Here is a 21,697-nt window from a genome sequence, read left to right on the forward strand (position 1 = left end):
CTTTATGTGGTTAATAACGGAGTGCGTTGTTACACGCAACTATAAGTATAGGCGAAACCTACAGCGACTACTGTCGACAGGCTCGCCATCCCAGCAACCAAAATACCGCTCCTGCTCCAGCTGCAATAGCAGGATAGGTGGTAACATGATCACCGAAAAGTATGGCAGCACACACCATCATGGTGGCACCAATACCAAAATAAAATCTTGCCTTACCTTGGTTACGCCGACTATCCATGAAATTATCATAGAGTGTATCGAGTCGTTGATTCATAACCTTGCCTTGGCGCAAACTGTCGTAAAGTAATTCAGGTAATTCTGGTAACTTTTCAGCCCAAAATGGCGCTTTACTCTTTACTGCATCAATAATGGCTTGTGGGCCAACTTGACGTGACATCCAATCTTCTAAAAATGGTTTTGCTGTCGCCCATAAATCAAGTTGTGGGTACAGCTGGCGTCCAAGACCTTCAACATAAAGCAATGTCTTTTGTAACAACACTAATTGCGGCTGCACTTCCATATTAAATCGACGTGCAGTATTGAATAAATTCAACAATACATGCCCAAATGATATTTCACATAACGGCTTTTCAAATATGGGTTCACACACGGTACGAATAGCAACTTCAAACGCGTCAATATTGGTATCTGCGGGTACCCAACCTGAATCAACATGCAATTCGGCCACTTTTCGGTAATCTCGATTAAAGAAAGCCAGTAAGTTTTCAGCCAAATAACGTTTGTCTTCACGATTAAGCGTGCCGACAATACCACAATCTAATGCTATCCATTGTGGATCATGTGGGTGCTCATAGGAAACAAAAATATTCCCTGGGTGCATGTCAGCATGAAAGAAACTATCACGGAACACTTGGGTAAAAAATATATTTACCGCATTTTCTGATAATAATTTCAGATCAGTACCGTTAGCTTTTAAGGCATCAAGGTCAGAAACCTGAATCCCGTAGATTCGCTCCATCACCAGTAAATTTACACTGCTGTAATCAGTAAAGACCTCTGGCACATACAGGGTGTCATCACCTTCAAAGTTACGTCGAAGTTGAATGCCATTCGCTGCTTCTCGCATTAAATCCAGTTCATCAAGTAAGGTTTTTTCGTATTCCCTTACCACTTCAACTGGACGTAATCGCCGTGCTTGTGGTTGAAGCCGAGAAACTATCTCGGCCATCCTGTACATCAGCTTAATATCTGCTTCAATAATAGGACGAATATCAGGACGAATGACTTTAAATACAATTTCACGGCCATTTTCTTTCATGGTCGCAGTATGAACTTGTGCAATCGAAGCTGAAGCTAACGCTACCTCATCAAAATCATCAAACCATTGCTCAATCGGGCCACCTAATGATGCTTCAATCGTACGTCTCGCTAATTGACCATCAAACGGGGCCACTTGATCTTGCAATAACGCTAATTGATCGGCGATATGGGGAGGGAACAAATCACGTCGAGTCGACATCATCTGCCCAAACTTGATCCACACCGGACCTAATTCTTGTAACGCTAACCGTAATCGCTCACCTAACGGTTTATCTGGATATTCATTTTTAATCCAGAATAACGATTTACGTAATTTTTTTGGCAATACTGTTCGTGGGTCTTGCGGAATAAAATCATCCAAACCGTAACGTAATTGCACTTCAATAATACGGTAAAGACGTTTAAATTCACGAATAGTCATCATGGCTATTATCGCTCAAGTAGCTGATTTAATCGGGCCTCAAAACAGGCAACATCTGATTTCAAGTCATCAACTTGATCAGCAAAATACGCGATCTCTAATGGCTGTGGTAATAATTCCCACTCTTCCGTTAGTGTTTGAGCTACATTTCGCTGGCGTTTTAGTAATCGCTGCTGAATAAACTGTCCACTTGATTTGATGCCGCTAACCACCGTATGCGCCACAACATCCCCACTGTAATAAGCGAGCTTTTCTTCGATATCTGGCTTTAATCCACCTAATAAACTAGAAAAATGCTGGGCGAGTTGTAAGTCACCATCAAGAGATAACTTATCAGCTTTAATTAACTGAGTGAGATTGGCTTGCTGGCGTAATTCAGGCAGCGCCGTTAAATTGAGGGCCAATTGACAATCGACCTCACCCTCATAAGCCGCTAATACATCAATTTGCTGACTAAAAACAAAATATAACGTTTTGCCAAATTCATTCAGAACCACGCTAATCACTTTTCCGCGTAAGCGTGACAAACGACGCTGACTATCAGCATCGTCTTTTACTAATTGATTAAGCGCTGTTTCTACCGCGCCAGTAACAAATGCATCTATTGGCATAGGGGCCTCAGAACTTATAACCACGGTGCAAAGCAACAATACCGCCAGTTAAGTTGTAATAGGTTGTCTGATCAAACCCAGCATCGTCCATCATTCCTTTCAATGTTTCTTGATCAGGATGCATACGAATAGACTCAGCTAAATAGCGATAACTTTCGCTATCATGAGCAATGATTTCACCGATTTTCGGTAATAAATGAAATGAGTAAGCGTCATATATTTTTGATAAAGGCTCTAAAATCGGCTTAGAAAACTCTAGCACTAATAAACGACCACCGGGTTTTAATACACGGTACATCGAACGTAATGCTTGTTCTTTATCGGTAACGTTACGCAAGCAGAAGCTGATCGTAATACAATCAAAATAATTATCAGGAAAAGGCAGTTCTTCGGCATTTGCTTGAACATAACCAACGTTACCAATCACGCCACTATCACGTAGCTTACTGCGGCCAACTTTTAGCATTGAGTTATTAATGTCGGCTAAAATAACTTGTCCACTGTCACCCACAATACGAGAAAATTTAGCGGTTAAATCACCAGTACCACCGCCTAAATCAAGCACGCGTTGACCACGGCGCACACCACTGCAGTCAATCGTGAAACGCTTCCAAACGCGATGAATACCCATCGACATTAAATCATTCATAATGTCGTACTTTGCCGCTACTGAATGGAATACTTCAGCAACCATGGTTGCTTTTTCCTCTTTGGCCACGGTACGAAAGCCAAAGTGGGTCGTGTCTTGTGTGGTGTCCGTCATGCTCAATCCATTATGTGTCCTCGCGCTCATTCCATTATCACAATAAAATAGCTGACGAGGATTAAATTCATTTATTCAACTGGCTTAGTGTACTTGATGGTTGTCGTTTGCTCAAAGTGGTTTACTCTTTAAGCACTACAAATCAGACTCAGTCGCTGAAGTGATATGTGAAAAACCTCTCGCATCATGCAACTGTGACTGCGATTTTTCAACTAATTGCGAGCTAATATCACGCTTCACTTCTACCCCCAATAACTTAAAACTTTCAGCTTGACGAATAACATTCCCTCGCCCACTGACTAATTTATTCATGGCGCTATGATAACTTTGACTGGCCTTATCTAATGACGTACCTAATCCTTCCATATCGGTAACAAATAAGCGTAATTTGTCGTATAACTTACTTGCTCGATCAGCAATTTCTTTGGCGTTTTGATTTTGACGTTCATTACGCCATAAATTATTAATGGTTCTCAGTGCCACCAGCAAAGTCGTTGGGCTAACCAACATGATATTGAGATCCATTGCATCACGAATCAGTTTAGGATCAGCGGCAATCGCGGCTTGAAAAGCAGGTTCAACCGGAATAAACATCAATACATAATCCAAACTTTGAACGCCATGCAACTGATGATAATCTTTGCGGCTTAAACCTCGCATGTGTGCTCGCATTGAAGCAATATGCTCACTCATTGCCAGTTCTCGCGCCGCCACAGTGTCGGCATTAAAGAACCGTTCATAAGCCACTAATGACATTTTAGCATCAACCACCACATCTTTTTGCTGAGGTAAATGCACCACCACATCTGGCTGATAGCGTTTGCCATCTTCATTTTCTAGGCTGACTTGGGTTTGATATTCATGCCCTTCACGCAGTCCTGATTCGGTTAATACCCGCGCGAGTACCACTTCTCCCCAATTACCTTGAGCCTTATTATCACCTTTAAGCGCTTGAGTTAGATTCACCGCTTCCTGCGCCATTTGCTCATTGAGTTGTTTAAGATGATTAATTTGATGGACCAGAGTATGACGTTCGCGGGATTCTTGTGTGAAGTTATCGTTAACTTGTTTTTTAAAACCTTCCAGCTGCTCTTTCAATGGCATTAATAAACGCTGAAGACTGATTTTATTCTGCTCATCGACACTTCGAGTTTTGTGTTCAAACAATTTATTAGCAAGGCTTTCAAATTGCACCCGTAATCGCTCTTCGGCATTTTCTAATAATTGAATTTTTTCTTCGGCCGATTTTTGTTCTTCAAAATGACGCGCATCTTGTTCACGTAAATCTGCTTCAAGACCAGCATTAATGATTCGTGCGTTATCTAATTGTTCTGATAAATACAGTTTTTCATTTTGAAGCGCTTCAAAATGACGCATTTTTTCAACCGCAGCCGATAAATTACCATGCAGTTGTCGAATTTCATGGGTTAGGCGGTCACGCTCGTCATCCATCTGCTCGAGTTCTTGATTACGCTCATTTAACTGCTGCTGTAATTGTTGCTCACGTAATTGCAATAATCGACTATCAGCCCCTGCTTGTTGCTGATGTAATTGCATTGTTTGCTCAAAACGTCCCTTTAACCATAGCGTGGTAATAACACTCGCCACTGTCGCGCCAGAGATCGCTGCCAACAGGGAAATCATGCCACCACTCAACCATTCCGTCATATCAAATACTCTACAAAAAACACGCATCCATTTCTGTTGTAAGGCTAAGTCGATACTGGATAAATGTCCAGTTCAGTGATTTTTATTGATAGTACTATCACTGTTTATTGTTGCCACTCAACGCGTTAAACACATCATAAACACACCCTTCATCATTTGCTCCATAAAAATAAAGCCTGTCACAATGACAGGCTTAATCATAACGTCTACTCAAGCAACCTTTGGCCGCAATCACTCACACCTTATCGGTTGTGAGTACCGTTTGATGCCAGCTTTTACCCCATTTTGACCACAACACAAATAAACCAGGAATCAGTAACCACATCTGTAGGGTCATCAACATTGGCGTTGCTAAATCTAAACGCTGAGTCAAACTTACCATCACGCCAGCACCACTCATCTGAAATAGGCCTAACAATGCCGCAGCAGTACCTGCACGATCACCAAAAGGCGCTAATGCTTTACCTGCCGCAGAGCCTAAGACAAAAGCAAACCCAAATGAGCAGATAAAAATAGGCACCATAAATGCCCATGCTTGATTGATTGTACTCAGAGCCAACATTAAACCACCAGCGGCAGCTAAAATAATCAATCCGGTTTGCAATGTTGCTCGCGTACCAAAACGATCCATAAATTTAGGCGCAACCATGCATGCTGTAATATTTAATGCCGCATTAATGCCAAACCATAACGTAAATTGGTTCATGTCTGCCCCAAGATGGCTCATTAACCATACCGGAGCCGACGTCACATACGCTAAAATAACCGCCATTGATAACATGCACAGACTCGCATGGTATAAAAAAGTAGGTTCACGTAATACCGACCAATAACGACTCAGACTTAACGTTGAACCACTCACATGAGTATTCGTAGGACGGGTTTCTTTAAACATCGTCATAATGAACAGTCCAGCAACGAGTGCAAAGCCTGCCATAAAACTAAAATTTGAACGCCAACCAAACTCATGAGTTAACCAGGTTCCTAATAACGGTGCTAAAGCGGGAATAAAACAGATTGCACCATTTAAGTAACTGATCATACGACCACTTTTTTCAGCACCAAAACTATCACGCACCGCAGAGAATGCCGCAACAGAAGTCGCACAAGCACCAAACCCTTGTAATAAACGCGCCGTTAAAAGCATGTCTAAATTGGTGGCTAAATACGCCATTAAGGCACTAAAACCATAAATAACAATCCCAGCTAACGCAATCGGGCGGCGTCCAAAACGATCCGCTAATGGTCCTGCCAATAATTGCCCCAAACCAAGGCTGAACATAAACCATGTCACGGTATCTTGTACACGCACAGCATTAACCCCAAAACTATCGGCAATAGCTGGGAAAGCGGGTAAATAAATATCAATAGCCAACGGGCTAAATAGCACCAAAACCACCATTAAAGTGACTAATTTGGTATCGGTAGTAGGGGGTGTCGACGAGGTCATATGTTGTTCCTAAAAGATGATCGCGCCAAGTTTACGGCTTTAGAGATATGAATAGAAATGGTATATATTCAATAGCACTTTTCCTTTGGGGAATATCAGCAATGATTGCTATTGCTCCTATGCTCGCCGAAATAACACCGCCCTATCGAAAATATAATAAATGCCAATCAATTACTGATTCGCTAATTGAAGCCAACCGCCAAACACGCTAACGTAACTATATTAACTTACTTACTCAGCTGAATGTTTGCTGGTGTTATGTAAGTTCACCGTTTATGTCATCGCCTCGATGATGCTTTAATTAAAGGACGAAAACATGCAAGCTGCAATTTCGCAACGTGTTGAACAAATCCGCCACTGGCTCACTGAAAATCAGTTAGATGCATTATTGATCCCTCACGAAGATGAGTTTTTAGGTGAATACATTCCTGATCATAATGAGCGTCTGCACTGGTTAACTGGATTTACTGGCTCAGCTGGTGCTGCCATTATTACTCGTGATGATGCTGCTGTTTTTGTTGATGGTCGATATGTAGTGCAAGTGCGAAAGCAAGTACCAGCAGAAGTATTTCAATACTGCCATCTTATTGAGCAACCACCAGTACAATGGGCATTAGAAAATTTAGCCGCTGGTAGCAAAATTGCGATTGATGCTCGCCTTCATAGTGCAGCATGGCTTAAAAATGCCACCACCACTATTGATGGTGAATTAGCCTTAGTGTGTATTGATGAAAACCCCATTGATCAACTATGGCTAGACCGCCCAGCGCCTGTATTGTCTGACGCCCAATTAATGGGGCTTGAATTTGTTGGCCAAGCAAGTACAGATAAGCGCCAACAAATTGCTGCTTTACTAACAACACAAAAAGCCAATGCTGCCTTTTTAAGCCAGCTCGATAGTATTGCATGGCTACTCAATATTCGTGGTGATGACGTCCATTGCCTACCTGTATTACTTTCAGCTGCAATTATTCACAGCGATGCTTCAGTTGATTTTTATATCGACCATCACCGCTTACCAGAAGGCTTTGCCGCCCATGTAGGTGCTGGCGTGACCATCTGTAAACCGGAGCAACTAGCAACTGGGCTAGCCGCTCTTGCAGGTAAACGAGTACTGTTTGATTCAACAAATAGTAACGCATGGGCAGCGCAACAATTAACAGAGGCAGGAGCCCTATTAATTGAAGCAGCAAACCCAACCTTACTGCCAAAATCGACTAAAAATGCCACCGAGATGGCGGGTATGAAAGCGTGTCATATTCGTGATGGCGTCGCGATCAGTAAATTCTTAGCCTGGATTGATGCGCAAGTTGCGACAGGTCATTTACTGGATGAAGCCCAATTATCAGATCAACTGTGGCAATTCCGTCAGTTAGATCCAAGTTGCAGTGATGTGAGCTTTGATACCATTTCAGCGGCAGCAGGCAATGCGGCAATGTGCCACTACAATCACCTTAACCAACCGCAGCCAAGTAAACTGCAAATGGATACCGTGTACTTAGTCGATTCAGGTGGTCAATATCCAGACGGTACTACCGATATTACTCGTACTATTGCCATTGGTCAGCCGGGTGAAGAGGTGAAGCAAGCCTTTACTTTAGTATTAAAAGGTCATATTGCATTAGCATCAGCGCGCTTTCCAAAAGGCACCACAGGTAGCCAACTTGATGCGTTAGCTCGTCAACATTTATGGGCATATGGGTTTGATTATGATCACGGTACTGGTCACGGTGTCGGCCACTTCCTAAGTGTGCATGAAGGACCGCAACGGATCGCTAAAGCCTATAATCCAACGGCATTATTGCCAGGTATGGTGTTGTCTAATGAACCTGGATATTACCGCGCAGATGCATTTGGTATTCGTATTGAAAACCTTGAAGCGATAGTAGAAGTGGCAACCCAAGGTGATATGTCGGTAATGGGATTTGAATCGCTAACTCGCGCCCCGATTGATAAGCGTTTAATTGATTTAAGCTTATTAACAGATATCGAACTCGCGTGGCTTAACCATTACCACCACACCGTGTTTGAGGTTATTAGCCCAGCCTTAAACGGTGATGATTTAGCATGGTTAACTCAAGCAACAGCACCATTACAACGCTAATAATAACGTCGCATTAATAATAAAAAAGCCAGTGCATCACCTTTTACACTGGCTTATTGTGACCTTCAAATGTGGTTACCCCGAGTAAACCGCGTCCCAGTCTTTCCACACCACCTCAAATCCTCGCTGCTTCACCGCTATAGCAACCTCTGCCACACTGCGATCATCACTGATTGCAAATTGCTCTAACTCTGGCGTGTCATCAGCATAACCGCCCGGCTGGGTTTTTGAACCCGCTGATAGGCTAGTTACCCCTAGTGGTAATACATTATCGCGAAAATAGGCTGATTCACGAGTGGATAACGATAACTCAACGTCATGATTAAATAACCGATAAGCACAGATTAATTGCACTAACTGGCGATCAGTCATTATTGATTTAGGCTCAATACCGCCAGTACAGGGTCGCAAACGTGGAAATGAAATCGAATAACGACTTTGCCAATACTGGCGCTCAAGATAGGCCAAATGGCTCGCAACAAAAAAACTGTCCGTGCGCCAATCATCCATTCCTAATAGCGCTCCAATCCCTATTTTATCAATACCAGCTTGTGCCAATCGATCCGGTGTTTCAAGTCGATAATCAAAGTTGGTTTTATTACCGCGTAAGTGGTGTTTGGCATAAGTTCGAGCATGATAAGTTTCTTGATACACCATCACCGCATCTAAACCTAAACTTTTTAGCTCTCGATATTGCTGCTGTTCAAGCGGCTGAACTTCCATTGCAATATGATTAAAGTGGGATTTAATTTGAGGTAATGTATACCTGAAATAGTCCATCCCAACTTTAGTTTGATGCTCACCGGTTACCAACAACACACTATCAAACTGAAGTGCTTTGATCGCTTTACATTCTCGCTCAATATCAGCGGTAGTTAATGTGCGTCGCTTAATTCGATTTTCCATTGTAAAACCACAATAAGTACACGCATTAGCACACAAATTAGAGAGATATAATGGCACATAAAAATGTATCGCATAACCAAACCGCTGCCGAGTTAATAACACTGCTTGTTGTGCCATTGATTCTAAATAAGGCTCCGCGGCGGGTGAGATTAACGCTTTAAAATCATCAAGATCACGATCCGGTTTAGCCAGTGCACGTTCAACATCTGCAGCCGTTTTAGCGTAAATCGATAGGCGAATATCATCCCAATCCAATTGCCGCCATACATCAACAAAACTCATTCTCGCTCCTTAGCATTCACTATCGAGAAAAGCCGTTAATGGACTGGATGCAACAGCATGACTCACTGTACCCGCTAATCCCGCTTTATAAGCCATACGACCACTAATAACCGCCCATTTAAATGCTTCTCCCATCGCAACCGGATCAACAGCAGTCGCAATAGCGGTGTTAACTAAGACAGCATCTGCTCCCATTTCCATTGCCGCGGCAGCATCAGACGGAGCACCAATTCCTGCATCTATAATCACTGGCACCTGCGCTTGATCGATAATAATTTGCAAAAAATCACGTGATACTAAGCCTTTATTTGAACCTATCGGTGCCCCTAATGGCATCACCGCTGCACAACCCACCTCTTCTAATCGTTTACACAATACCGGATCAGCATGACAATAAGGCAAAACCACAAAGCCTTGTTTCACCAACGCTTCTGCAGCTAACAAGGTTTCAATCGGATCGGGCATTAAGTATTTGGGATCAGGGTGTATCTCTAATTTAAGCCAGTTAGTACCTAACGCTTCACGGGCTAATTGCGCAGCAAATATGGCTTCTTTAGCATTTTTAGCCCCCGAGGTATTGGGTAAAAGATTGACTCCAGCAGCCATTAAAGGCGCTAAAATATCATCCGCTTGATGAGCTAAGTCGACCCGTTTCAGAGCCATGGTAACCAATTGAGACTCCGAGGCTAATAACGATGCGGTCATTACATCACAATGAGAATATTTTCCAGTTCCAGTAAACAACCGCGAATCAAATATTTTATCGGCAATAGTGAGCATGTTAGCCTCCTGCTATAACTTGAAAGAGCGTGATCTGATCGTTATGGTTCAACACTGTTGTTGACCATTCACTACGCGTAACAATGGCTTGATTTATCGCAATTGCAGCGCCCACCGTTGGCAGGGTTAATTGCTCAACTAACTCGGTTAGACATTGTTGTGAATGACACTCCACAGCTTGATTATTTAACCAGACGGTTATCATTGTCATTACACTGTACCTCCATTAACAAGGTGGTGATCACCACAGACGGGACACTGTTGATCAATATTGATTCCAAATTGACGCCACTGCCCTTGTGAACCATCAAATTGAGAAAGGTGATTTACATCAACCATATTCGTCTCAACAATCGCTTTTATGACTGCAAGCGCCTGCATGGTGCCAATAATTCCTACTACAGGCCCCACAATGCCACCACTACGACAATTACGCACTTTGTCCGTATTTGGTACAGCTTGAGGCAATAAACATTGATAACAAGGTCCAATCCCAGTTCTAAAGTCAAACGTCATTAACTGTCCTTGCCAGCCTATCGCAGCCCCTGAAACTAAGCGCTTTCTCGCTGTAAAACAGACATCATTAATCGCATAGCGGGTCGAAAAATTATCACTGCAATCAACCACAATATCAGCTTGATCAACTTCCAACGCTAACTGCAAACCAGCTAATCTCGTTGTGACCGCGCGGTAACGATTAAGTGGATTTAACGCCCGCATTTGAGCACACGCAGCCTGCGCTTTATTACACCCAACATCTGCTTCACGATACAAAACTTGGCGCTGTAAATTCGACACTTCAACTACGTCATCATCAGCAATGACAATCGTACCCACGCCAGCCGCCGCCAAATAAAGCCCAACAGCAGAACCTAAACCACCACCGCCAACAATTAACACCTGAGTATTTTTCAGTTGTTGCTGTCCTGATTCGGCAATATCAGCCACCATCAACTGGCGGCTATAACGCATAAATTCAGTGTCAGAGAGCGCAGTGTTTATCATTCCGCCCTCCTGCAGCCACATCTTCAGCGTTAGGCACCAATATCTTGTGCAATTCAGTGATCATAAGTGCAGGATCGGCAGCTTGAGTAATCGCACTCACAACAGCCACGCCAGAAACCCCAGTGCGCCACACTTTTGCTGCACGCTCAATGGTAATGCCACCAATTGCCACTATTGGTACTCGATCACCAATCAATTTTTGATAAAGTGCTAATCGGCTCACGCCTTGAGGTAATGACGGCATATTTTTAGTTGATGTCACAAAAATATGGCCTAAAGCGATATAACTGGGCTGATATTCAAGCGCACGTAAGATTTCATAATAACCATGGGTAGAAATGCCAAGCCGTAATCCCGCTTGTTGAATCGCAACTAAATCAGCGCTATCAAGATCCTCCTGACCAAGATGAACACCATAAGCATGATGCTTAATTGCCAGCAGCCAATAATCATTAATGAACACCTGAGCTTGAGCTAACTCACCAGCAACAATGGCTTGTTGGATTTGGTGTTCCAGATCGGATACTTGGGAGTTTTTGATCCGTAATTGGGTAGTTTTAACACCGAGCTGTAATACCCGCTCAACCCAATCAGCGCTCTCTAGCACAGGATATAATCCAAGCTTACTCGCCCCTAAAGCCGCAAATGGAGCTACCTCTTGACCATCAATTAACCATCCAAGTTGTTTTATTTGAGGATGATTTATCGTTAAAGCACGAGGAAATACTTTGGCATCTGTCGGCCAAACAAGCTCACCTTGTGTACGATAATTATGATCTTGATAACTGTGTTCGTGATAACTCCGCGCATAAGCACGTGCCAATACCACTGCATCTTCCAATGGATAATCAAGCGCAAGTGCCACCAATAACATTGCCCGTTGTGCCTCACTGGCACCACTATGACGACAATACACTGCTCGAGCCTGCCCTTGATGATGCCAAATATCCACACAACCATCATTCACGGGAAATCCACAGACCACTAAGCTAGGATCTGCAGCGACTTTTTGTTGCAACTGAGCTAATTCAGTAAAAGGGGCGAACCACTGATCCCAAATTTGATACGTTGGAGGGGCACAATCTTCATCTGCAGCAACAAAATTAAACGCTAATGAGCATGCCTTAGTCATAGTTTTGATATCAATTAATGGTTCGTTGCTATGCACCGTTACTGTCACTGTATCGCCTAGTTGGTATAACTCAGCAGGTACTAACAGTGGTTCGATGTGCATTAATAATGGCATTAGATGAGGGGGAAGCGATAACGTGTTCATTGATTAATCCTCTTTAGCAGGGTGATACAACTCACTGCCACGAGCTCGAAATTCCGCCGCTTTTTGTTCCATACCTACACGAGGGTTATTACTCAACGTAATATCTATTGGTGATAGCGTTTTCGCGTAATCTCGAACTTCTTGAGAGATTTTCATTGAACAAAATTTAGGGCCACACATTGAACAAAAGTGAGCCACTTTGCCAGATTCTTGCGGTAAGGTTTGATCGTGATAATCTCGAGCAGTTTGTGGGTCAAGGCCTAGATTAAATTGATCTTCCCAACGAAACTCAAACCGTGCTTTTGATAATGCATTATCACGAACTTGTGCTCCAGGGTGGCCTTTGGCTAAGTCTGCCGCATGCGCACACAGCTTGTACGTGATCAAACCGACTTTTACATCATCTTTATTGGGTAATCCTAAATGCTCTTTTGGTGTCACGTAACACAGCATTGCACAGCCATACCAACCAATCATGGCCGCTCCAATACCAGAAGTAATATGATCATAACCCGGCGCAATATCTGTTGTCAGAGGTCCAAGTGTATAAAATGGCGCTTCATGACAATGTTTAAGTTGCTCATCCATATTAGCTTTAATCATATGCATCGGCACATGACCTGGACCTTCAATCATCACCTGAACATCATATTCCCATGCAATTTTGGTTAACTCTCCTAGCGTGCGTAATTCACTAAACTGCGCTTCATCGTTGGCATCAGCAATAGAACCAGGACGCAAACCGTCCCCCAATGAGAGCGAGATATCATACTGAGCACAAATCTCACAAATACTGCGGAAATTTTCATACAAAAAACTTTCTTGATGATGCGCCAAACACCACTTAGCCATAATTGAGCCGCCACGAGAAACAATCCCTGTCACCCGTTTAGCCGTCATAGGTACATACCGTAATAAAACACCAGCATGAATAGTGAAGTAATCGACACCTTGCTCAGCTTGCTCTAATAACGTATCTCGAAAAACATCCCAATTTAGATTTTCCGCAACGCCCTTTACTTTTTCTAATGCTTGATACATCGGTACGGTTCCAATTGGTACCGGACTATTACGAATGATCCATTCTCGTGTTTCATGAATATTACGTCCCGTCGAGAGATCCATCACCGTATCTCCTCCCCAGCGGGTCGACCATACTAATTTCTCAACTTCTTCTTCAATGGATGAACTGACGGCGGAATTACCAATGTTAGCATTAACCTTTACTAAAAAATTTCGCCCAATAATCATTGGTTCGACTTCTGGGTGATTGATATTTGCAGGAATAATCGCGCGCCCAGCCGCAACCTCTTGGCGCACAAATTCAGGCGTGATTTGTAAAGGAAGATTAGCACCAAAATTAACGCCAGGATGTTGTTGATTTAGCGTTTCATCATTAGAGGGCACTCGCCCCATATTTTCGCGAATCGCAATATATTCCATTTCAGGCGTAACAATACCTTGGCGGGCGTAATGCAGTTGAGTAACACACTTACCGTTATTAGCACGTCGCGTTGGAGCGCGCTGATTAAAACGCAATGAATCCAAACTCTGATTATGTAAGCGTTCATTGGCGTAGTCAGAACTTAATTCAGATAATAATTCAGTATCATTACGCTCAATGATCCACCCTTCGCGCACAGGGGGCAAACCACGATAAATATCTATAGAGTGGTCGGGATCGGTATAAAATCCAGAAGTATCATAAACATGAATCGGTTGGTTCGGTTCAAAAATAGGGCTTTGTTTAGGACCACTAATAAGGCTATCAGCTAAAGCGATCTCTCTCATCGGTACTGAAATATCAGCACGACTACCAGTAATATAGACTTTTCGTGAATTAGGATAGGGTTGAGCCGTTAATGACTCGATAAATTGTTTCGCTTCCAATCTCGCTTGCTTGCGATTCGACACAGCAATTTCCTTTCAATGTTATAGGGAAAAATGCTTATCAGATGGGCGTAAACAAGAGCAATGCATACAGTTATGCATCATCAAATACATACAGTGATCCTCAATAAGGATATGCAGTAAAGATAACCTCTTGTTCCCTTCGCAGGTATTAGCCTGATCAGGTTCAACGGATCCCGCAATGCGGTCTCAGCCATATGGCACTCCGACAAGTAAGTGAATTAGTATAAGTACTTTGGTTGTAATCGCAACAGTTTATTAACAATGAACAACACACAGTGACAGATAGCAAAAAGCCGTGCAATTTTCCACGGCTTTTAATTTCATGGTAATCACTACAATGTTTATTGTGAGATAAGTACATCACACTTAAGGTGCTGAGCTAATGTTTCACTTACATCACCAAAAAGATGAATAGTAGATTTGTGATAACCCGTAATAACCAACTTAGCTTCAACTTTTTCAGCTAATTCTTCGATATGCTTAGTAATATCACCATTAGCAATATGTAATCCCGAAACAGGGTAAGATGAAGCTGCCGCTAACTCTGATAATTGTGACATCCGCTGTTTAGCAATTGCATCGTGCTCTTCTTGCAGTTCAATCTCAACATCAATAAAACTCACATTACCAACACCAGGCTCAACATAAGCAACATGCAGTTCAGCATTATTTTGGTCCGCAATGATTCCAGCTTTTACCATTAATTTATGCGCAAATTTATCTTCAGGATTAACAGCAAGTAATATTGTTTGATATAGCGACATAGCCTATCTCCATGAGCCAACGCCCAGTAGTTAATTTCTTAGTTGTGATTATGATGCTATAAATGTAGCTATACAACCAACTATGTGCCGACATTTTAATTTACGCTTAAATCAATGATTGCAGTTATCGAGAGTATTAACCAACTCAACAAGCGATTATTATGACGGTTTTTAATTATCACTTTTAACTGAAACGAGATACCAATGAGCCAATATATATTACTAGGATTCATCGCAATTGGTGGTGCATTCGGCGCCTGCTCACGATACTTAATTTCGGAGCTTTGCGTTATTTTATTTGGCCGTGGCTTCCCATACGGAACATTAACCGTCAATATTATTGGTTCGCTAATTATGGGGCTATTAATGTCGGGATTAAATCAAGGAATGATTGAGGCAGCACCATGGCGCCCAATGATTGGCTTAGGCTTTCTTGGAGCATTAACTACCTTCTCAACCTTTTCAATGGATAACATTGTAATGATGCAGCAAGGTGAGTTTATTAAGGCTGGCTTAAACATCGTACTTAACGTAACCGTCAGTTTGTTTGCTTGTTATATTGGCTATCAACTAATGATGAAAAGCTAATAATCATTCAAACATATAACCGCCGCAAGGCGGTTTTTTTTCGTCAAGATAAAGAGAATAGTGGAAACGCAGGAAACGCAGGAAACGCAGGAAACGCAGGAAACGCAGGAAACGCAGGAAACGCAGGAAACGCAGGAAACGCAGGAAACGCAGGAAACGCAGGAAACGCAGGAAACGCAGGAAACGCAGGAAACGCAGGAAACGCAGGAAACGATATATCAAACTGAATATCTGTCATTACTTTTTTCGTTATAAACGAAAAAAGGCCATCCTTACGGATGGCCTTTTAAAATTTGAAGCCTGGCGATGTCCTACTCTCACATGGGGAGACCCCACACTACCATCGGCGCTATTACGTTTCACTACTGAGTTCGGCATGGGATCAGGTGGGTCCATAACGCTATGGTCGCCAAGCAAATTCTGTTTTATTTATCGCCTTATGGCAATAAATAGCAATCTGGGAAAAATCTGACTAGTTGTTCTCAACACGCATTCAAGCGTTTGTAGAGTCCGTCTCTTCTCTTTAGAGAAGAAAAACCCCTTGGGTGTTGTATGGTTAAGCCTCACGGGCAATTAGTATCAGTTAGCTCAATGCCTCGCAGCACTTACACACCTGACCTATCAACGTTGTAGTCTTCAACAACCCTTTAGAGACCTTAAAGGTCTAGGGATGACTCATCTTGAGGCTCGCTTCCCGCTTAGATGCTTTCAGCGGTTATCGATTCCGAACTTAGCTACCGGGCAATGCATCTGGCGATACAACCCGAACACCAGCGGTTCGTCCACTCCGGTCCTCTCGTACTAGGAGCAGCCCCTCTCAATCATCCAACGCCCACGGCAGATAGGGACCGAACTGTCTCACGACGTTCTAAACCCAGCTCGCGTACCACTTTAAATGGCGAACAGCCATACCCTTGGGACCGACTTCAGCCCCAGGATGTGATGAGCCGACATCGAGGTGCCAAACACCGCCGTCGATATGAACTCTTGGGCGGTATCAGCCTGTTATCCCCGGAGTACCTTTTATCCGTTGAGCGATGGCCCTTCCATTCAGAACCACCGGATCACTATGACCTGCTTTCGCACCTGCTCGAATTGTCATTCTCGCAGTCAAGCGGGCTTATGCCATTGCACTAACCTCACGATGTCCGACCGTGATTAGCCCACCTTCGTGCTCCTCCGTTACTCTTTGGGAGGAGACCGCCCCAGTCAAACTACCCACCAGGCACTGTCCGTAACCCCGATAAGGGGTCGACGTTAGAACATCAAGCATACAAGGGTGGTATTTCAAGATTGACTCCACAACCACTGGCGCGGTTGCTTCAACGTCTCCCACCTATCCTACACATGTAGGGTCAATGTTCAGTGCCAAGCTATAGTAAAGGTTCACGGGGTCTTTCCGTCTAGCCGCGGGTACACAGCATCTTCACTGCGATTTCAATTTCACTGAGTCTCGGGTGGAGACAGCGTGGCCATCATTACGCCATTCGTGCAGGTCGGAACTTACCCGACAAGGAATTTCGCTACCTTAGGACCGTTATAGTTACGGCCGCCGTTTACCGGGGCTTCGATCAAGAGCTTCGACCGAAGTCTAACCCCATCAATTAACCTTCCGGCACCGGGCAGGCGTCACACCGTATACGTCATCTTTCGATTTTGCACAGTGCTGTGTTTTTAATAAACAGTTGCAGCCACCTGGTATCTGCGACTCCCGGCAGCTTAGAGAGCAAGTCTCATCACCGCTAGGAGCGTACCTTCTCCCGAAGTTACGGTACCATTTTGCCTAGTTCCTTCACCCGAGTTCTCTCAAGCGCCTTGGTATTCTCTACCTGATCACCTGTGTCGGTTTGGGGTACGATTTCTTATAATCTGAAGCTTAGAAGCTTTTCCCGGAAGCATGGCATCAATGACTTCACTACCGTAGTAGCTCGACATCGTATCTCAGCCTTAAGATGAACCGGATTTGCCTAATTCATCAGCCTACATACTTGGACCTGGACAACCGTCGCCAGGCTCACCTAGCCTTCTCCGTCCCTCCATCGCAATTATAAGAAGTACGGGAATATTAACCCGTTTCCCATCGACTACGCCTTTCGGCCTCGCCTTAGGGGTCGACTTACCCTGCCCCGATTAACGTTGGACAGGAACCCTTGATCTTCCGGCGAGGGAGTTTTTCACTCCCTTTATCGTTACTCATGTCAGCATTCGCACTTCTGATACCTCCAGCACACTTTACAATGCACCTTCAACGGCTTACAGAACGCTCCCCTACCCAATATGACAAGTCATATTGCCGCAGCTTCGGTGTATAGCTTAGCCCCGTTAAATCTTCCGCGCAGGCCGACTCGACCAGTGAGCTATTACGCTTTCTTTAAATGATGGCTGCTTCTAAGCCAACATCCTGGCTGTCTGAGCCTTCCCACATCGTTTCCCACTTAGCTATAACTTTGGGACCTTAGCTGGCGGTCTGGGTTGTTTCCCTCTTCACGACGGACGTTAGCACCCGCCGTGTGTCTCCCGGATAGTACTTACTGGTATTCGGAGTTTGCAAAGGGTTGGTAAGTCGGGATGACCCCCTAGCCTTAACAGTGCTCTACCCCCAGTAGTATTCGTCCGAGGCGCTACCTAAATAGCTTTCGGGGAGAACCAGCTATCTCCGAGTTTGATTGGCCTTTCACCCCTAGCCACAAGTCATCCGCTAATTTTTCAACATTAGTCGGTTCGGTCCTCCAGTAAGTGTTACCTCACCTTCAACCTGCCCATGGCTAGATCACTCGGTTTCGGGTCTAATCCTAGCAACTATGACGCCCAGTTAAGACTCGGTTTCCCTACGGCTCCCCTAAACGGTTAACCTTGCTACTAAAATTAAGTCGCTGACCCATTATACAAAAGGTACGCAGTCACCCAACAAGTGGGCTCCTACTGCTTGTACGTACACGGTTTCAGGTTCTATTTCACTCCCCTCACAGGGGTTCTTTTCGCCTTTCCCTCACGGTACTGGTTCACTATCGGTCAGTCAGGAGTATTTAGCCTTGGAGGATGGTCCCCCCATGTTCAAACAGGATATCACGTGTCCCGTCCTACTCGATTTCACTAAGACTGCATTTTTGGTTACGGGGCTATCACCCTGTATCGCGGTACTTTCCAGAACCTTCACCTAACGCAGAACTAGCTTAAGGGCTAATCCGGTTTCGCTCGCCGCTACTACCGGAATCTCGGTTGATTTCTCTTCCTCGGGGTACTTAGATGTTTCAGTTCCCCCGGTTTGCCTCATTAACCTATGTATTCAGTTAATGATACTTGCTTATGCAAGTGGGTTTCCCCATTCGGAAATCCCAGACTCAAGAGGCTTTTACTGCCTAATCTGGGCTTATCGCAAGTTAATACGTCCTTCATCGCCTCTGACTGCCAAGGCATCCACCGTGTACGCTTAGTCACTTAACCATACAACCCCAAGAGGTCTTGTATGTTCAAACAACCAAGGTTTGTGTTTAATAATCCGATCAAGAAAATATTAAACATTGGTTTTTCGCCGGACTCGATACAAGACACTTGAATGTGTGTTGTTTTGAGAACTCGTTTTTATTCAAAGAATAAAAATATTTTAAAATTAATCTTTCGATTAAATTTACTAGTCAGCTTTCCAGATTGTTAAAGAGCATGCAATTATCTAACGATAACCACTTTCTAATGATTTTCAGCGACAACAATGCGGACTTAATAAAGATATTCTTCATTAAATCTGCGATTCCGTGCAGAAAATTCTTAGAGAGTGGTGGGCGATACCGGGCTCGAACCAGTGACCCCCTCCTTGTAAGGGAGGTGCTCTCCCAACTGAGCTAATCGCCCACGATAGTTTTAATTCCTTCGTGAGAAAGAATGGTGGGTCGTGCAGGATTCGAACCTGCGACCAATTGATTAAAAGTCAACTGCTCTACCAACTGAGCTAACGACCCAATTTGCACTTCAAAGAGAAGTGGCGTCCCGTAGGGGAGTCGAACCCCTGTTACCGCCGTGAAAGGGCGGTGTCCTAGGCCTCTAGACGAACGGGACAATGTTCATAACGCAAGTTGTTGGGCAACTTACGTCGGCTCTTTTACATTTCGACCAAGCAATCTGTGTGGACACTGCATAAAACAGTATAAGTCTTTAGGTAAGGAGGTGATCCAGCCCCAGGTTCCCCTAGGGCTACCTTGTTACGACTTCACCCCAGTCATGAACCACACCGTGGTAAACGCCCTCCCGAAGGTTAAGCTATCTACTTCTGGTGCAGCCCACTCCCATGGTGTGACGGGCGGTGTGTACAAGGCCCGGGAACGTATTCACCGTGACATTCTGATTCACGATTACTAGCGATTCCGACTTCATGGAGTCGAGTTGCAGACTCCAATCCGGACTACGACGTACTTTGTGGGATTCGCTCACTATCGCTAGCTTGCAGCCCTCTGTATACGCCATTGTAGCACGTGTGTAGCCCTACTCGTAAGGGCCATGATGACTTGACGTCGTCCCCACCTTCCTCCGGTTTATCACCGGCAGTCTCCCTGGAGTTCCCACCATTATGTGCTGGCAAACAAGGATAAGGGTTGCGCTCGTTGCGGGACTTAACCCAACATTTCACAACACGAGCTGACGACAGCCATGCAGCACCTGTCTCAGAGTTCCCGAAGGCACTAAGCTATCTCTAGCGAATTCTCTGGATGTCAAGAGTAGGTAAGGTTCTTCGCGTTGCATCGAATTAAACCACATGCTCCACCGCTTGTGCGGGCCCCCGTCAATTCATTTGAGTTTTAATCTTGCGACCGTACTCCCCAGGCGGTCTACTTAACGCGTTAGCTCCGAAAGCCACGGCTCAAGGCCACAACCTTCAAGTAGACATCGTTTACGGCGTGGACTACCAGGGTATCTAATCCTGTTTGCTCCCCACGCTTTCGCATCTGAGCGTCAGTCTTTGTCCAGGGGGCCGCCTTCGCCACCGGTATTCCTTCAGATCTCTACGCATTTCACCGCTACACCTGAAATTCTACCCCCCTCTACAAGACTCTAGTCTGCCAGTTCAAAATGCTGTTCCGAGGTTGAGCCCCGGGCTTTCACATCTTGCTTAACAGACCGCCTGCATGCGCTTTACGCCCAGTAATTCCGATTAACGCTCGCACCCTCCGTATTACCGCGGCTGCTGGCACGGAGTTAGCCGGTGCTTCTTCTGTTGCTAACGTCAAACAGCCAAGCTATTAACTTAACTGCCTTCCTCACAACTGAAAGTACTTTACAACCCGAAGGCCTTCTTCATACACGCGGCATGGCTGCATCAGGGTTTCCCCCATTGTGCAATATTCCCCACTGCTGCCTCCCGTAGGAGTCTGGACCGTGTCTCAGTTCCAGTGTGGCTGATCATCCTCTCAGACCAGCTAGGGATCGTCGCCTTGGTGAGCCATTACCCCACCAACTAGCTAATCCCACCTGGGCTAATCCTGACGCGAGAGGCCCGAAGGTCCCCCTCTTTGCTCCGAAGAGATTATGCGGTATTAGCTATCGTTTCCAATAGTTATCCCCCACATCAGGGTATATTCCCAGGCATTACTCACCCGTCCGCCGCTCGTCAGCAAAGAAAGCAAGCTTTCTTTCTGTTACCGCTCGACTTGCATGTGTTAGGCCTGCCGCCAGCGTTCAATCTGAGCCATGATCAAACTCTTCAATTAAAGTTTTGTTGTCTCTTTCGAGACGGCTCAATGAATACTGACTTCAAAACTACCTTAGTAATTTTAAAGCTATTACCATTCCAACAGAATGGTAATGAATTGACTGTGCCAAATAACCGTAGTTATTTGTATTGGTCACTCAGTTCATTGATAAATCTTTCGACTTAACTATTCAACGAGTGCCC

Annotated in this window: 15 protein-coding genes, 3 tRNA genes, 3 rRNA genes and 1 riboswitch; of the genes, 2 read left to right on the plus strand and 19 right to left on the minus strand. The window is 44.4% G+C overall.

The annotated features are described in order from the left end of the window. Nucleotides 1-67: 67 nt before the first annotated feature. From ubiB to ACJZU6_RS01290, 5 genes are all read right to left on the minus strand, one after another. On the minus strand, nt 68-1,705 hold the full coding sequence (ubiB, locus tag ACJZU6_RS01270; RefSeq protein ID WP_199190812.1) for a ubiquinone biosynthesis regulatory protein kinase UbiB: 1,638 nt from the start codon (nt 1,703-1,705) through the stop codon (nt 68-70). 5 nt (nt 1,706-1,710) lie between these two features. Continuing rightward, a complete protein-coding gene (locus ACJZU6_RS01275; RefSeq protein ID WP_408900533.1) occupies nt 1,711-2,313 on the minus strand; it encodes an SCP2 domain-containing protein in 603 nt (200 codons plus the stop codon). A gap of 7 nt (nt 2,314-2,320) precedes the next feature. Further along, nucleotides 2,321-3,076: a bifunctional demethylmenaquinone methyltransferase/2-methoxy-6-polyprenyl-1,4-benzoquinol methylase UbiE gene (ubiE, locus tag ACJZU6_RS01280; RefSeq protein WP_080158820.1), complete on the minus strand. Its 756-nt coding sequence runs from the start codon at nt 3,074-3,076 to the stop codon at nt 2,321-2,323. A gap of 135 nt (nt 3,077-3,211) precedes the next feature. Next, complete coding sequence (rmuC, locus tag ACJZU6_RS01285) at nt 3,212-4,744, minus strand: DNA recombination protein RmuC (RefSeq protein ID WP_408900534.1); 1,533 nt, start codon at nt 4,742-4,744, stop codon at nt 3,212-3,214. Between the two features lie 235 nt (nt 4,745-4,979). Then, complete coding sequence (locus ACJZU6_RS01290) at nt 4,980-6,194, minus strand: multidrug effflux MFS transporter (RefSeq protein ID WP_080158818.1); 1,215 nt, start codon at nt 6,192-6,194, stop codon at nt 4,980-4,982. A gap of 316 nt (nt 6,195-6,510) precedes the next feature. Here ACJZU6_RS01290 and ACJZU6_RS01295 point away from each other — a divergent pair, with 316 nt between their 5' ends. Beyond that, a complete protein-coding gene (locus tag ACJZU6_RS01295) occupies nt 6,511-8,298 on the plus strand; it encodes an aminopeptidase P family protein (RefSeq protein WP_408900535.1) in 1,788 nt (595 codons plus the stop codon). 75 nt (nt 8,299-8,373) lie between these two features. Here ACJZU6_RS01295 and thiH read toward each other — a convergent pair whose 3' ends face one another. The 7 genes from thiH to ACJZU6_RS01330 form a co-directional block, all read right to left on the minus strand. Continuing rightward, entirely contained in the window at nt 8,374-9,486 is a 1,113-nt protein-coding gene (gene thiH / locus ACJZU6_RS01300; RefSeq protein ID WP_408900536.1) for a 2-iminoacetate synthase ThiH, read from the minus strand. A gap of 9 nt (nt 9,487-9,495) precedes the next feature. Continuing rightward, the gene (locus ACJZU6_RS01305; protein WP_408900537.1) at nt 9,496-10,266 is read right to left on the minus strand and encodes a thiazole synthase; all 771 of its coding nucleotides are present in this window, start codon (nt 10,264-10,266) and stop codon (nt 9,496-9,498) included. Between the two features lies 1 nt (nt 10,267). Then, entirely contained in the window at nt 10,268-10,477 is a 210-nt protein-coding gene (thiS, locus tag ACJZU6_RS01310) for a sulfur carrier protein ThiS (protein WP_235865969.1), read from the minus strand. Next, nucleotides 10,477-11,271, minus strand: coding sequence for a HesA/MoeB/ThiF family protein (locus tag ACJZU6_RS01315; RefSeq protein ID WP_080158814.1), 795 nt, complete (start codon nt 11,269-11,271; stop codon nt 10,477-10,479). Before ACJZU6_RS01315 ends, thiS begins: the two co-directional genes overlap by 1 nt. Further along, on the minus strand, nt 11,249-12,547 hold the full coding sequence (gene thiE, locus ACJZU6_RS01320) for a thiamine phosphate synthase (RefSeq protein ID WP_408900538.1): 1,299 nt from the start codon (nt 12,545-12,547) through the stop codon (nt 11,249-11,251). Before thiE ends, ACJZU6_RS01315 begins: the two co-directional genes overlap by 23 nt. A gap of 3 nt (nt 12,548-12,550) precedes the next feature. Continuing rightward, the gene (gene thiC, locus ACJZU6_RS01325; RefSeq protein WP_408900539.1) at nt 12,551-14,461 is read right to left on the minus strand and encodes a phosphomethylpyrimidine synthase ThiC; all 1,911 of its coding nucleotides are present in this window, start codon (nt 14,459-14,461) and stop codon (nt 12,551-12,553) included. Between the two features lie 117 nt (nt 14,462-14,578). Beyond that, nucleotides 14,579-14,676: riboswitch (TPP riboswitch) on the minus strand. Between the two features lie 126 nt (nt 14,677-14,802). Then, nucleotides 14,803-15,225 carry a universal stress protein gene (locus ACJZU6_RS01330; RefSeq protein ID WP_080158811.1) on the minus strand — a complete coding sequence of 141 codons (423 nt, stop codon included), beginning with the start codon at nt 15,223-15,225 and terminating at the stop codon, nt 14,803-14,805. A 204-nt stretch (nt 15,226-15,429) separates the two neighbouring features. Between ACJZU6_RS01330 and crcB the strand changes: the two genes are divergently transcribed. Further along, nucleotides 15,430-15,813: a fluoride efflux transporter CrcB gene (crcB, locus tag ACJZU6_RS01335; protein ID WP_045036888.1), complete on the plus strand. Its 384-nt coding sequence runs from the start codon at nt 15,430-15,432 to the stop codon at nt 15,811-15,813. A gap of 43 nt (nt 15,814-15,856) precedes the next feature. Here the strand turns inward: crcB and ACJZU6_RS01340 are convergent, their stop codons facing one another. The 7 genes from ACJZU6_RS01340 to ACJZU6_RS01370 form a co-directional block, all read right to left on the minus strand. After that, the gene (locus ACJZU6_RS01340) at nt 15,857-16,051 is read right to left on the minus strand and encodes a hypothetical protein (protein ID WP_408900540.1); all 195 of its coding nucleotides are present in this window, start codon (nt 16,049-16,051) and stop codon (nt 15,857-15,859) included. Nucleotides 16,052-16,111: 60 nt separating this feature from the next. Further along, nucleotides 16,112-16,227, minus strand: a 5S ribosomal RNA gene (rrf, locus tag ACJZU6_RS01345). 138 nt (nt 16,228-16,365) lie between these two features. Next, nucleotides 16,366-19,257, minus strand: a 23S ribosomal RNA gene (locus ACJZU6_RS01350). Between the two features lie 329 nt (nt 19,258-19,586). Next, nucleotides 19,587-19,662 (minus strand) — tRNA-Val (locus ACJZU6_RS01355). 31 nt (nt 19,663-19,693) lie between these two features. Continuing rightward, nucleotides 19,694-19,769, minus strand: a tRNA-Lys gene (locus tag ACJZU6_RS01360). Nucleotides 19,770-19,790: 21 nt separating this feature from the next. Next, nucleotides 19,791-19,866: transfer RNA gene (locus ACJZU6_RS01365), tRNA-Glu, on the minus strand. A gap of 101 nt (nt 19,867-19,967) precedes the next feature. Then, a 16S ribosomal RNA gene (locus ACJZU6_RS01370) occupies nt 19,968-21,512 on the minus strand. Together the 16S, 23S and 5S rRNA genes with 3 tRNA genes alongside form the textbook arrangement of a ribosomal RNA operon. Between the last annotated feature and the right edge of the window lie 185 nt (nt 21,513-21,697).

Source organism: Photobacterium piscicola (assembly GCF_046058925.1).
Lineage (GTDB): Bacteria > Pseudomonadota > Gammaproteobacteria > Enterobacterales > Vibrionaceae > Photobacterium > Photobacterium piscicola.

Coding starts and splice junctions, on each gene's coding strand:
- ubiB (WP_199190812.1), bottom strand. CDS start 1,705: ATGATGACTATTCGTGAATTTAAACGTCTTTACCGTATTATTGAAGTG.
- ACJZU6_RS01275 (WP_408900533.1), bottom strand. CDS start 2,313: ATGCCAATAGATGCATTTGTTACTGGCGCGGTAGAAACAGCGCTTAAT.
- ubiE (WP_080158820.1), bottom strand. CDS start 3,076: ATGACGGACACCACACAAGACACGACCCACTTTGGCTTTCGTACCGTG.
- rmuC (WP_408900534.1), bottom strand. CDS start 4,744: ATGACGGAATGGTTGAGTGGTGGCATGATTTCCCTGTTGGCAGCGATC.
- ACJZU6_RS01290 (WP_080158818.1), bottom strand. CDS start 6,194: ATGACCTCGTCGACACCCCCTACTACCGATACCAAATTAGTCACTTTA.
- ACJZU6_RS01295 (WP_408900535.1), top strand. CDS start 6,511: ATGCAAGCTGCAATTTCGCAACGTGTTGAACAAATCCGCCACTGGCTC.
- thiH (WP_408900536.1), bottom strand. CDS start 9,486: ATGAGTTTTGTTGATGTATGGCGGCAATTGGATTGGGATGATATTCGC.
- ACJZU6_RS01305 (WP_408900537.1), bottom strand. CDS start 10,266: ATGCTCACTATTGCCGATAAAATATTTGATTCGCGGTTGTTTACTGGA.
- thiS (WP_235865969.1), bottom strand. CDS start 10,477: ATGACAATGATAACCGTCTGGTTAAATAATCAAGCTGTGGAGTGTCAT.
- ACJZU6_RS01315 (WP_080158814.1), bottom strand. CDS start 11,271: ATGATAAACACTGCGCTCTCTGACACTGAATTTATGCGTTATAGCCGC.
- thiE (WP_408900538.1), bottom strand. CDS start 12,547: ATGAACACGTTATCGCTTCCCCCTCATCTAATGCCATTATTAATGCAC.
- ACJZU6_RS01330 (WP_080158811.1), bottom strand. CDS start 15,225: ATGTCGCTATATCAAACAATATTACTTGCTGTTAATCCTGAAGATAAA.
- crcB (WP_045036888.1), top strand. CDS start 15,430: ATGAGCCAATATATATTACTAGGATTCATCGCAATTGGTGGTGCATTC.
- ACJZU6_RS01340 (WP_408900540.1), bottom strand. CDS start 16,051: ATGACAGATATTCAGTTTGATATATCGTTTCCTGCGTTTCCTGCGTTT.